The following is an 11,688-nucleotide window of genomic DNA, read 5'->3' as shown; positions in this document are numbered from 1 at the left end:
CGCTGCGGCGACGACGGCCGTCCAGGCGGCCGCGGTCGCCGAGCCGGTCGCACGGCGCACGACGGCACCGATGACGACCACGGCGACGACGACGGCCAGCGCACCGACGACGCGGAGCCCGACGGCACCACCGAGCCCGTCGGCCAGCCGGTACAGGGTGATCAGCAGCGGTGGCCGATCGACCCAGTAGTGGCCGTAGAGCGACGTCCCGGGACCCCACTGTCCGGCGACCGTCAGGAACCCTGCCTCGTCGGAGCCGAGACCGCGGTCGGCCCAGGTCATCCGCAGCAGGGCCGCGAGCACCCCTGCGGCGCACGGCACCCGCGCGACCCCGGGCAGGCTCGTCGCCACGCCACGCACGCGGGTCGCGCCGGTGATGCTGGTCATGGCGTCACGCTAGGAGCGGCTACCTGTACGCCACCTGAACGTCGCTGCGCGATCATTCCGCGCTCACCCGGACGTCGGGCAGGATGAGTCCGTGGCCAGGATCGGCGTGTGCGAGGACGACGCATCGGTGCGGCGCGTCCTCGTCGAGGGACTGCGGTTCTCGTCGCACGACGTGGTGCTGGCCCGCACGGGACGCGAGGCGATGGAGCTCTTCGGCACCGGCGCGGAGCTCGACGCGCTCGTCCTCGACATCGGCCTGCCCGACGCCGACGGGCGCGACGTCTGCCAGGCGCTGCGGGCCGGCGGGCAGCACGCGCCGGTGCTGTTCCTGACGGCGCTCGACGCCGTGCACGACCGCGTGTCGGGGTTCCACGCGGGAGGCGACGACTACGTGCCGAAGCCGTTCTCGATCAGCGAGGTGCTGGTGCGGCTCGACGCCCTCATGCGTCGTTCGCGCAGCGCGCCGGTCGAGGCCACCGGGCTCGTCCTCGACCCCGAGCGCTTCTCGGTCCGCTCCCCCGAGGGCGAGCAGCGGTTGACGCCGACCGAGTTCAGGATGCTGGCGGCGATCGCCGCCCGACCGGGCGAGGTCGTGCGGCGGCGCGCCGTGGTCGCGGCCGGCTGGCCCGACGGCGCGATCGTGCACGAGAACACCATCGACACCTACGTGCGCCGCCTGCGCGTGAAGCTCGAGGCCATCGACGCCCCGGTGACCCTCGAGACCGTGCGCGGGGTCGGGTTCGTGCTGCGATGAGCCGCTCGCCAGGGGTGCGTGGGCGGCTCGTGCTCACGACGGCACTCATCACGACGGGTGCGATGGCGCTCATGCTCGTGGTGGTGCTGCTCGCCGCGAACCAGCTCATGGCCTCGCAGGTGCAGACCGCGCTCGACGACCGCATCGACACCGTGGCCGCGTCGCTCGCCACCCGCCAGGGACGGGTCGAGGTTCCCGACGTGGGGGCCGACACCGTCCTCGACGGCGTCTGGGTCTTCGACGCCTCCGGCGTGGAGGTGTCGGGCCCCGACGCGAGCGCCCGGACGACGGAGGTGGTCGACGGTCTGGCCGACGTACGGCAGGCGACGACGCTCAAGCGCGGCGAGCGGCTGTTCCGGGCCCGACCGGTCGCCGTCCCTGGACGCGACGACCTGACCGCCGTCGTCGTCGCCACCGAGTCGCTCGACGTCTACGAGGCGAGCCGCGACATCCTGCTCGGCGCGCTCGGCGTGGCGGCGCTGCTCGTGGTCGCGGGGACCGCCGCCACGACGGCCTGGACCGTGTCGCGCACGCTGCGCCGCGTCGGCGAGATGACCGAGTCCGCCGACGAGTGGAGCGCGCACGACCTCGAGGCCCGGTTCGACCTCACGGGCGACGACGAGCTGGCCCGGCTCGGCCGGACGCTGGACCGCCTGCTCGACCGCGTGGCACAGGCCATCCGCGCCGAGCAGCGCCTGACCGGTGAGCTGGCGCACGAGCTGCGCACGCCCCTGACCGCGCTGCGTGGCGAGGCCGAGCTCGCCCTGCTCGGATCACCGCCCCCCGACGTCCGCGAGCGGTTCGTCCGCGTGCTCGAGCAGGTGGACCGGCTGAACGGCACGATCACGGCGCTGCTGGAGGTGGCGCGCCACGCCACCGGGTCGCCGCGGCAGGCCGACGTCGGCGAGGTGGTCGCCGCTCTCGTCGCGGCGCGACCTCCCGCGGACGTCCGGACCGACGTCGCCGCAGCGGCCGGTCTGCACGTGGCGGCCGCCGCCGAGCTCGTCGAGCGGATCGTCGGACCCGTGGTCGACAACGCCGTGCGGCACGCGCGCACGCGGGTCGAGGTCGTGGTGCGCCGCCGCGCAGGCCGGGTCGTCGTGGAGGTGAGCGACGACGGGGCCGGCCTCGATCCCGCTCACGGCGAGGACGTGTTCCGCGCCGGGTTCCGACGCAGCGACGACGCGGAGGGCGCCGGCCTCGGCCTCCCCCTCGCGCGGCGGGTCGCGGCGACCGTGGGTGGCACGGTGAGCGTGACGTCGACGCACGACCCGACGACGTTCACCATCGACCTCCCCCCTGCATGACCACGTTGGACGGGCGCACCGGTTCGCCCTTCGCTACCGTGCTCGCGTGGACGACGACAGGAAGCGCTCCGCCATCGTGGGCGTCGGGGCCGTGGCGCTGGCCGTGACCGCGATCGTGGCCATCTCGAACGACGGCGGCGCCGACAACCGCGCCGTGTGCGTGGACCGGTCGACCGACACGCGGGTCTCCGACGAGCGGTGCGACGACGACTCCTCGGTCGAGGGCGGCTCGTCCGACAGCGGCGGTGGCTCGTCCGGCGGTGGCGGCTACGGCTGGTACTACATCCCGGCGGGCGGCACGGCGCCGGGCGTCGGCGAGAAGACCTCGGGCCAAGGCTCGTACACCCCGCCTCCGTCGTCGGTGAAGCGCGGAGGCGTGGCCTACGACGGCGGCGAGGTGACCCGCGGCGGGTTCTTCTCCGGCAAGAGCTCGTTCGGCGGCTGACGTGCGACGACTCGCGTCAGAGCCACGGCCCGACTGGCTCGCGAAGGTCGAGGGCGAGGGACTCACGTACGCCGTCGACCGCGCCGAGGACGGCGAGCAGCTGCCGTACTGGGACGAGTCGGCCTGCTACGTGCTGAGCGAGGCCGAGGTCGACCACCTCGAGCGCGTGACCGACGACCTGCACGCGATGGCGGTGGAGGCCGCCGGTCGGATGGTCGCCGACCCGAGCGTCGTCGAGCGGCTCGGCCTGCCGCCCGGGTCGGGCGAGCTGCTGGCCCGGTCCTTGGACGACCCCGACGAGATCTCGCTCTACGGCCGCTTCGACCTTGCATGGGACGGCACGGGCGAGCCCCGCCTGCTGGAGTACAACGCCGACACGCCTGCCGGGCTCGTCGAGGCGGCGGTCTGCCAGTGGACGTGGCTGGAGGAGACGCACCCCGACCGCGACCAGTGGAACATGCTGCACGAGCACCTGGTGAAGCGCTGGGGCGACCTGCGCTCGCAGGGCGTCGATGTCGTGCACTTCGCCGTCGGGCAGGAGGAGCCGACCGAGGACTGGGTGACGGTCGCGTACCTGCGCGACACCGCGCAGGAGGCGGGCGTGCAGACCCTCGGCGTGACGGTCGAGGACATCGGCTGGCACCACGATCGCGAGGTCTTCCTCGACCCCGAGGACGTCGAGATGCGCTACTGCTTCGCCATGTACCCGACGGAGTGGATGCTCGACTCGATTTTCGGGCAGCACCTGATCGCCGGGCGGGGCACGACGCGCTGGATCGAGCCGCCGTGGAAGCTGCTGCTGGGCTCGAAGGCGTTGCTGCCGGTGCTGTGGGACATGTTCCCCGGCCACCCGAACCTGCTCCCCTCCTACTTCGACGCGCCCTACGCCATGCGGCGCTACGTCACGAAGCCGTTGTTCGGGTGGGAGGGCGACGGCGTGGAGATCCACGGCGAGGCGATCGCCGAGTCCGTCCCCCGGTCGCACACCGAGGGCCAGCAGGTGGTCTACCAGCAGTACGTCGACCTGCCCGACTTCGACGGCAACCGTCCCGTCCTGGGGACGTGGGTGATCGGGGGCCGTGCCGCCGGCCTCGGCATCCGCGAGTCGCGCGAGCGGATCACCACCACCCGGGCCCGCTTCGTCCCGCACCTGATGGACACACCCCGCTCGTCGCCCGACCAGGTCGCGTCCTGGCTCGCCGACACCGACCACCGCTGACCGCAGCCCCCACCACCCCTCCGAGGAGACCTCCATGGACCTGCTGACCTCCGTCGGCTACGCGCTCGCCTACGCCGTCGTCGGCATCGTCGTGCTGGGCGTCGGCTACGGCGTGCTCGACCTGCTCACGCCGGGCCACCTGGGCCGGCACATCATGGCCGGCTCGATGAACGCGGCTCTCGTCGCAGCCTCCGGGATCCTCGGCCTCGGCCTGGTGGTCTACACCGCCATCTGGCACCACGCCGACGCCTCGTTCGGCGAGGCCCTCGGCTACACGATCGTGTTCGGGCTGTTCGGCGTCGTCGTGCAGGCGGTCGCGTTCCGACTCGTCGACATCGTCATGCCCGACGACCTCGCCGCCACCGCGATGGAGACGACCTTCCACCCCGCGACCCTCGTCCCGGCCGCCACCCAGATCGCGGTGTCGCTGGTCGTGGTCGCCAGCATCGCCTGACGGCTTCCCGCCCGCCGGCGCCCGCCCCCAGGCGGTAGGTGAGACGCCTTATCCGCCCTGGCGGTACGTGACGCGCCCCATGTAGACCCCGAAGGGCGCGAGACCTACCGCCGACACGGCCAGGGCGCAAGACGGCGACGGGCCCGCCCGTGAAGTTCACGGACGGGCCCGACTCCGGGTGTGGCTGGTTCAGCGCTGCGCACGCACCGGGATGGTGTGCAGGGTCGAGCCCGTCTTGACGCCGAGCACCCAGTGACCCTTGCGGCTCATGCCGCGGTCCATCCGCACCGGCAGCGAGAAGCGGTTCAGGCCCGCCTGCTTGCCAGCCCGGACGAGGTAGCTGCCCGAGGCGGTCGGACGGCTGCCCCGCGGTGCCGCGTTGTAGTACTGCGGCCGGGCCGCGCCGGAGGTCAGCGCGACCACCTGGTACGTCTGGCCGTCACGCACCTGCCACGCGCCGTCACGGAACGTGGCGCCCGCCACGTAGAACCGCGCGACGCGGTAGGTCACCGACGTGGTGCTCGTGTTGCCCGCCCGGTCGGTGGCACGGGCGGTGACGGTGACCGTCTCGCCCGAGACCTTCCTGCTGGTCCGGCACGACGCGATGCCCGAGAGGGCGTCGCGGCTCGTGCACGTGGCACGGGGCGCCTGGCCGGCGTAGACCCGGCCCTTCGACACGCCCCTGACCGCGACCCGCGGAGCCGTGCGGTCGACGTCGATGCCGGCGACCGTGACGGTCGTGGCGCCGCCGTCGGCCGCGAGCACCGTGCGCGTGACCGACTGGCCGGCGCCGTCCCGGCCGAGCGTGACGGGCGCCGGGCAGCTGCCGACCAGCGCGCCGCTCGTCGGGGCGCACTGGAAGGAGACGGTCACCGGCGTGCGGTACCAGCCGCTCGCCGACTTCTTGGCCGCGCTCGTGACCTTGGCCGTGACGACCGGGTCCTGACGTGCCGTCGAGTCCGACGAGCCGACGAAGTCGGCGTCACCGGCGTACGCGGCCGCGACGGCCCGCTCCTTGCCGGCCTCGACCCGGTACGCGAGCGTCGCGACACCGTCGACGACGGGTGCGGTGCCGACCTTCTCGCCGTCGACCGAGAAGGTCACGGTGCCGGTCGGCGCGCCGGCGCCGGGAGCCGTGGGCATCACGGCAGCGGAGAGCGTGTCGCGCGCGACCGAGAGCGTGGTCGACGTCGCGGACTGCGCGACGGTGACGGTCTGGCTCGTCGAGGCGGCGGCGTAGCGGCCGTCGCCCTGCTGGTCGGCGTCGACGACGCAGGCGCCCGGGTGCTGGAAGGTCACCGTGGAGCCGTCGATGGCGCAGACGTCGGCCGAGGCCTCGTCGACGGAGAGGACGACGGGCTGCCCCGACGCCCCGGCGGAGGTGGTGACCGCGTAGGTCTGACCGACCACCGCGTTCGCGGGCGCCTCGGACGTGATGGCGACGGTCTGCGTCGCGAGCGACACCGTCAGCGTGACGTCCTGCGTGCTCGACAGCTTCGCGTTCGACGCCTCGACCGTGACCGGGTAGGTGGCGGCGGAGCCGTCCGCGGGGGTGCCCGCGAGGGTGGCGGTGCCGTCGCCGTTGTCGACGAAGCTCAGGCCCGAGGGCAGGTCGCCGGCCACGGTCAGCGCCGTGTCGGACGGGTACCCCGCGGCCGTGGTGACGGTGAACGACCCGGCCTCGCCGACCGTGAACCCGGCGGCGGTGGGGCTGGTGATCCCCGGGGCCTCGTCGACGGTCAGCGCGAGCGTCTGCGTCGCGTCGGGATCGGTGCCGTTGGTCGCCTTGAGAGCGACGTCGTGCAGGCCGCCCGTCCCGGCGGCCGGGGTGCCGGCCAGCGTGGCCGTGCCGTCGCCGTTGTCGGTGAGCGTCAGGCCGCTCGGCAGCTCGGACGTCGCCGAGATCGTCGCCGCGGGCTTGCCCTTGGTCGTGACGGTGAAGCTTCCCTCGACCCCGGCCGTGAACGACGCCGTCGCGTCGCTCGTGAAGCTCGGGGCCTTGACGACGGGCGCGAGCGTCGCGTTGAGCGCGTTGGCGAGCAGGCGCGTACCGTCGGTGGACGCGTCCCAGAAGTCCCCGCGGACGTCGCTCGACGGCGGGAAGAAGTTCAGGAAGATCGACTTCTCCCCGCGGACCACGAGCGGCTCGCCCGAGCTCCAGTGCGCGACGACCGTCGAGCCCTCCCTCGGCGTCGCCGGGTCGTTGCGGTAGCTGCTGCTCCCGCCGTTGAAGGAGGTGACCCCCGCGAGCAGCGGGTCGTCGGCATCGTCGGCGACGAGGGTCAGGCCCGACCCGCCGCTCTGCGAGCCCGGGATGACGGCAAGGTAGCCCTCGGCGGCGAACCGGCCGCCGACCTTCAGCCCGGAGTCGTCGTAGCCCGCGAACGTGGCGACCACGACGGTGCCACCCTGGTCGGCGTAGTCCGCGAGGACGTTGCCGATGGCGTCGGGCTCGCGGAAGTTGCAGTCGTTCCAGACGAGGAGTGCGTCGTACTGCTCGAGCTGGGCCAACGTCGGGGTCGGCAGCGAGCAGCCCTGGACGGGGAACGCGTCGACCGCCGAGAAGCCGCCCGTGGCGACGAGCTTGTCCTGCACGTCGGCGATCCAGGAGGCCTCGTCCGCCGCGAGCAGCGCGACCTTCGGCTTGGCCTCCGGCTCGGCCTGCGCGGGCAGCGCACCGAACGCGAGGGCGGACAGGACGAGCGCGACGAGCGTCGCGACGCTCACGAGGGACCGGGACGCGGTCGCGGCCGTACGGCGCGATCGTCCCCCTCCCCCGCGGGCAGGCGTGATGGCATGACGAAGCATGAGTTCTCCCAAGAAAGTGGCTGCGGGGCCGGTGAGGACCGCGGTGCACCGCCGCGTCGCGGCGGAGCTCCTGGCACCGTGGTCGACCCGCAACGTAACAGCGGTTTCGTCGCCGTGTCCTCGGAACTGGGAGAAACTTCCGCAGGACTCCTCAGCCCTTCGCTCATCGGGGCTCCGGCGTTCCGATGGCCACGACGGTAGAGGTCAAAGGCGAAGACGCGCCGGGTCCACGGTCCGTGCGTCCCAGAGAGCCCCGTCCCCGTCGAGGACCCACCTGGCACTGTCAGCCACCTCGGCGATGCGCGCGACGATGTCCGAGGCGAATACTTCGTCGGCGCACTCGAACGGGCACGCGTGGACGAGGGACATGTCGGGGGCGACGACGCCTTCCCGTAGCTCGAACGGCCCTTCCCGCACCTCCCAGACGGTCTCCGGGGGAAGGTCCGCAAACAGCGTGAAGAATTGCCCACGCGGAGCAGGCATCTGCACGACCCGGTCGGTGCCGCCTGGGGATCGCTCGCCGCCCAAGGCGACCAGGACCGACGCAGCTTGCTCGAACAGGTCCGGGTCGAGCGCGAGCAAGAATGCGCCCTTCATCCACACTCCTTGATGTAGCTCAGCGTCTCGCGGGGCGATCGCAGGACAGGCCTACCCTGCTGAGCTGCATGACGCCAGGCGGATCACTCCTGTTCGACGCATTCCGTTGTCCGCGCCTCTGGACCACTCTGGCGGACATATACCGAGGAACCATCTGATCCCGGTCACCGCTCACAGCGCCCACAACGCGCGCAGCTCAGCCCAAACGCGTGACGAACTCCGCCGGTACGCGATCAGCTAGCCACACCGCTTCGTTGCCTTGGTAGAAGGGGACTCCGCGCGACGCGGCAGCGGCCGCATCGATCATCAGCAGGAGGGGTGACGCGCTCTTTCGCCGTCCCACCATCTCGGCGGTCTCCATGTCCACGGACAGATGAACGAACTGGCGTCCCATCGGCAGCAGCCCGTCAGACTGGATCTGAACCCAGCTGCGCGGAGCCGTCCCGTGGAACAGGCGCTCGGGAGGTGCCATCGGCTGCCGTTGAATTCGAGCACGGACCGAGTGTCCGTACAGAGCCCTGATCCGGTCCCCCACGAGCTCATGCCGGCGTTTGCCAGCATCCTGGATCATCCGTTCCAATGCCTCACGGTCGACGGACAGCCACGCGCCTCCCCTCTCCCTGAGTGCGAACACGAGCTGTTCGACCGGCACCCAACCCTCCTGGTCCAGCTCAAGTTCGTAGAGCCACGGCTCGTGCCGAAGCGCATGTGACACAGCCCGGCTGAGGTCTGACGCCTCCACAGTCATCGTGCATTCTCCTCCGGCAGCCATTCGACATCCTGCGCAGCGACCTCGTAGGCACCTTCTCCGTCGATGTAGATCAGGTAGTGACGGATCGTCCAGAAGCCCCACGTCTCGCTCGGCTCCGCCGCGAGCAGTTCGCTGACCCACTCCGAGGGCACGACTTCGACAAGAGTGTCGTATGCGCCCTCGATGTGCCAGGCCGTGCAGTGGCTTTCGGCGCGGAACCGATATGCGCGCACCTTGTGGAACCTCAGGCCCCCTCGGAACATCGAGCCGTCGCGCTCGTAGAGGCAGCGAAGTTCTATGTCGCCGCCAGAGTGGAGAAGTGTCGCGGCCTCCGTACAGGCGGAAGGTTGCGGCGAGAGCGGTCCGATCACCCGCTTGCGAGAGGCGGAGTTCACTGCGGCTCCCTTCCAGACCGATCCGATGACGGCCCGCTCGTCCTGGCCTCCTGAGGTGTGAGGTCGTAACGATCATCCATCCACGTAAAGGAGACGTCATCGATCTGTCGAAGGACCGGCACAGCGCGGAGGGCAGCGGCGATCTCTTTCTGCTGCACGTGTTCGTCACCAGCAGAACGGGCGTACATCAGGACCTGCCAGGCGTCGAGGACCAGCCGCCCTTCGCCGTCCCAGTCGACGCTGAGATCGCGCCCTGAATCAAGTTCGAAGCGACAGCCCCGACCATGCAGGATGAAGGTGCCGAGCCCTTCCAGTCGTCCAGAACGCACAGGAACTGTCCCATCCCGCGGTACTGCGAAGAGTCCCGTCCAGACAGTGGGGCGGTCGAGGCCCTTGAACTGAAGGACAAGCGCATCGAGGCATCGACTGGCGAGCTGGAGGAAACCCTCAACGTGTTCTCCTGACGTCACCATCGGACCCGCTCAGCTCCCTTCGAGGCCGCCGATCGCACGAGCTCGTCGACTGTCGGCCAGATCTGCGACCCTCGCGCATCCACCTACGCGGTGGACGATGGGTCCGTCTCCCTCAGACTTGCATCGGCGGACGATGAAGATCAACGAGGTCTGGATCCCGCAACACGAATTCGTTCTCGAGGGCTTCCCAGCCCCGCACGGGCCACAAGACCAGCCTCAGCGTCCGATACTGGGACGAGCCACGCGACGACCACCTCACCTGCTGGCCCTGCGTAGGTTGCGAACTCATCCGGGAAGTACACCGGACTGGTGACGTAGAAGCTCGTAAGACGCGATCCCTCGGTGATCGGACCGGCCGGTCCGATCACCTCACTGCGGATCAACGCTCGTTCGTTCGCCAGCGCCGTTGCTCCGACTTGCAGCAGGAGCGACGCCACAACATCGTGGCGCAGGGCCAGCGGCGCCAGCATCATCAGCTCTTGACGTATCGCCCGGCCGGAACGCGACGACCGAAGGACATGGCGACTCAGTCCCAAGGTCGAGTACGCAACAGACTCAAGGTCGGATCCCCTCGAGAACTTCACGACCTGGAACGGCATCCTCTCTCCGTCCGGATCGACAGACCAGCCCGCGTCTATCCGGCCGAGATGCTTCTCGAGATGGTCCTCAAGACTTTCGATCTCAGCCACCCCCAGCGAGACGACTGTCGTCGTTCCCGCGGTTCGATTGCATGACTCAATCCTCTAGCCGGGCAGGCAGCGCCGCGTAGCCGCGCAGGATCCTCGTCGGGCGTCGGTGCGCCCCCGGCTGAAGCGTGAGGTTCGGGTAGCGGGTGTGCAGGGCGCGCAGTCCGACCTCGCCCTCCATGCGCGCGAGGGCGGCGCCCAGGCAGTAGTGGCGGCCGGAGGAGAACGAGACGTGCTGGTCGGCGTTCTCGCGGCTGACGTCGAAGCGCTGCGGGTCGGCGAACACGTCGGGGTCGCGGTTGGCGCCCGCGAGCAGGGTCGTGACGACGGAGCCGCGCGGCACCTCGCGCCCGCCGAGCACCGTGTCGTTGACGACGCTGCGGCCGGTGAGGAGAACGGGCGGGTCGTAGCGCAGCACCTCGTCGACCGCGCGCGACCACAGGTCCGGCTTCTCCTGCAGGAGCTCGAGCTGCTCAGGGTGCTCGTGGAGCAGGGCGATGCCGTTGCCGAGCAGGTTCACGGTGGTCTCGAACCCAGCGGCGAGCACGAGGCCGGCGGTCGCCTTGAGCTCGAGGTCCGTCAGCTCGACACCGTCGTCGTCCTGCGCGAGCACGAGCTGGCTGAGCAGGTCGTCGCCAGGGTCGCGGCGGACGGCGACGATGTGGTCGTCGAGCCAACGCTCGAACGCGCGCAGCGAGCGCTCCACCGCACGGAAGCGTCCCAGCGGGAGCCCGAGGTCGAGACTGGGCGCGGCCCCCTCACCGAACTCCAGCACCTTGTCGCGCTGGTCGTGCGGGACCCCGAGGATCTCCGCGATGACCGTGACCGGCAGCAGTGCGCAGTAGCGCTCGACGAGGTCGACGGTCCCGTCGTCGCTGCTGGCGAGGTCGTCGAGCAGCTGGTCGGCGATGTCCTGGGTCCGGTCCTGCAGCCCCCGTACCGCCTTGACGGAGAAGACGCGCGTCACGAGCTTCCGGTAGCGGGTGTGCTCGGGCGGCTCGACGGACAGCAGCGACGGCGGCGTCAGGGGTCCGATCGGGGTGCTGCTGTCGGCCCAGCGGCGCACGGGACCGAGAAGCCCGCCCGTGCCGAAGTCGACACCGGCGTGCACGTCGGGGCTGCCGAGAACCTCCTTGACCACCGGGTGCGTGGCGGTGACGTACGCGAAGGCGCTCTTGTGCAGCGCCCCGCTCGCACGGACCTCCTCGAAGAGGTCGAGCGGCAGGCCTCCCCCGGCCTGGCCGTCGCTGCCGGTCGAGGTCGCCATGATCAGCCGTGCCTGCAGGTCGCCGCGACGGGCTCCGGCCTGGATCCCGACGCGCGGCAGCGCATGGTTGAGTCCCCAGCGCGTCAGCGACGCCGCCTCGTCGAGGATCTGCACGATGGACCTCCGATGCTCGTTGAGCCCAGTA

General features: G+C 71.1%; 12 protein-coding genes and 1 pseudogene. 5 read left to right on the top strand and 8 right to left on the bottom strand.

Features of this window, described 5'->3' with window-relative positions:
* Positions 1-387: pseudogene (locus NH339_RS07670) on the bottom strand (hypothetical protein); the annotation flags it as partial.
* Between the two features lie 91 nt (positions 388-478).
* On the opposite strand from NH339_RS07670, the gene NH339_RS07665 reads away from it, so the two are divergent.
* From NH339_RS07665 to NH339_RS07645, 5 genes are read left to right on the top strand one after another with little or no spacing between them, the layout of a single operon-like run.
* Positions 479-1,141, top strand: a complete 663-nt coding sequence (locus NH339_RS07665) for a response regulator transcription factor (protein WP_253024078.1) — start codon at positions 479-481, stop codon at positions 1,139-1,141.
* Positions 1,138-2,448 carry a HAMP domain-containing sensor histidine kinase gene (locus NH339_RS07660; protein ID WP_253024076.1) on the top strand — a complete coding sequence of 437 codons (1,311 nt, stop codon included), beginning with the start codon at positions 1,138-1,140 and terminating at the stop codon, positions 2,446-2,448. The genes NH339_RS07665 and NH339_RS07660 overlap by 4 nt, the downstream gene beginning before the upstream one ends.
* A gap of 46 nt (positions 2,449-2,494) precedes the next feature.
* The gene (locus tag NH339_RS07655; protein WP_253024074.1) at positions 2,495-2,893 is read left to right on the top strand and encodes a hypothetical protein; all 399 of its coding nucleotides are present in this window, start codon (positions 2,495-2,497) and stop codon (positions 2,891-2,893) included.
* Position 2,894: 1 nt separating this feature from the next.
* Positions 2,895-4,112, top strand: a complete 1,218-nt coding sequence (locus NH339_RS07650; protein WP_253024060.1) for a glutathionylspermidine synthase family protein — start codon at positions 2,895-2,897, stop codon at positions 4,110-4,112.
* A gap of 34 nt (positions 4,113-4,146) precedes the next feature.
* Entirely contained in the window at positions 4,147-4,566 is a 420-nt protein-coding gene (locus NH339_RS07645) for a DUF350 domain-containing protein (RefSeq protein WP_067856032.1), read from the top strand.
* A gap of 189 nt (positions 4,567-4,755) precedes the next feature.
* On the opposite strand, the gene NH339_RS07640 is transcribed toward NH339_RS07645, so the two are convergent.
* The 7 genes from NH339_RS07640 to NH339_RS07610 all read right to left on the bottom strand — a co-directional run bounded on the left by NH339_RS07640 (position 4,756) and on the right by NH339_RS07610 (position 11,657).
* The gene (locus tag NH339_RS07640; RefSeq protein ID WP_253024058.1) at positions 4,756-7,293 is read right to left on the bottom strand and encodes an Ig-like domain repeat protein; all 2,538 of its coding nucleotides are present in this window, start codon (positions 7,291-7,293) and stop codon (positions 4,756-4,758) included.
* Positions 7,294-7,578: 285 nt separating this feature from the next.
* Positions 7,579-7,971: a hypothetical protein gene (locus NH339_RS07635; RefSeq protein ID WP_253024055.1), complete on the bottom strand. Its 393-nt coding sequence runs from the start codon at positions 7,969-7,971 to the stop codon at positions 7,579-7,581.
* A gap of 196 nt (positions 7,972-8,167) precedes the next feature.
* Positions 8,168-8,719 (bottom strand): RNA 2'-phosphotransferase, encoded by a 552-nt coding sequence (locus tag NH339_RS07630; protein ID WP_253024053.1) that lies wholly within the window; start codon positions 8,717-8,719, stop codon positions 8,168-8,170.
* Positions 8,716-9,117, bottom strand: a complete 402-nt coding sequence (locus tag NH339_RS07625) for a hypothetical protein (protein WP_253024051.1) — start codon at positions 9,115-9,117, stop codon at positions 8,716-8,718. The genes NH339_RS07630 and NH339_RS07625 overlap by 4 nt, the downstream gene beginning before the upstream one ends.
* Positions 9,114-9,590: a hypothetical protein gene (locus tag NH339_RS07620; protein ID WP_253024049.1), complete on the bottom strand. Its 477-nt coding sequence runs from the start codon at positions 9,588-9,590 to the stop codon at positions 9,114-9,116. The genes NH339_RS07625 and NH339_RS07620 overlap by 4 nt, the downstream gene beginning before the upstream one ends.
* Before the next feature lie 140 nt (positions 9,591-9,730).
* The gene (locus NH339_RS07615; protein ID WP_253024047.1) at positions 9,731-10,279 is read right to left on the bottom strand and encodes a suppressor of fused domain protein; all 549 of its coding nucleotides are present in this window, start codon (positions 10,277-10,279) and stop codon (positions 9,731-9,733) included.
* A gap of 46 nt (positions 10,280-10,325) precedes the next feature.
* Positions 10,326-11,657, bottom strand: coding sequence for a cytochrome P450 (locus NH339_RS07610; RefSeq protein WP_253024045.1), 1,332 nt, complete (start codon positions 11,655-11,657; stop codon positions 10,326-10,328).
* Between the last annotated feature and the right edge of the window lie 31 nt (positions 11,658-11,688).

This window comes from Aeromicrobium sp. CnD17-E (assembly GCF_024124745.1).
Lineage (GTDB): Bacteria > Actinomycetota > Actinomycetes > Propionibacteriales > Nocardioidaceae > Aeromicrobium.
This window is presented reverse-complemented; position numbering and strand designations above follow the sequence as displayed.

Bases quoted from the DNA above. Each gene is read 5' to 3' on its own strand.
- NH339_RS07645 (WP_067856032.1), top strand. From the start codon at position 4,147: ATGGACCTGCTGACCTCCGTCGGCTACGCGCTCGCCTACGCCGTCGTC.
- NH339_RS07620 (WP_253024049.1), bottom strand. From the start codon at position 9,590: ATGGTGACGTCAGGAGAACACGTTGAGGGTTTCCTCCAGCTCGCCAGT.
- NH339_RS07635 (WP_253024055.1), bottom strand. From the start codon at position 7,971: ATGAAGGGCGCATTCTTGCTCGCGCTCGACCCGGACCTGTTCGAGCAA.
- NH339_RS07660 (WP_253024076.1), top strand. From the start codon at position 1,138: ATGAGCCGCTCGCCAGGGGTGCGTGGGCGGCTCGTGCTCACGACGGCA.
- NH339_RS07630 (WP_253024053.1), bottom strand. From the start codon at position 8,719: ATGACTGTGGAGGCGTCAGACCTCAGCCGGGCTGTGTCACATGCGCTT.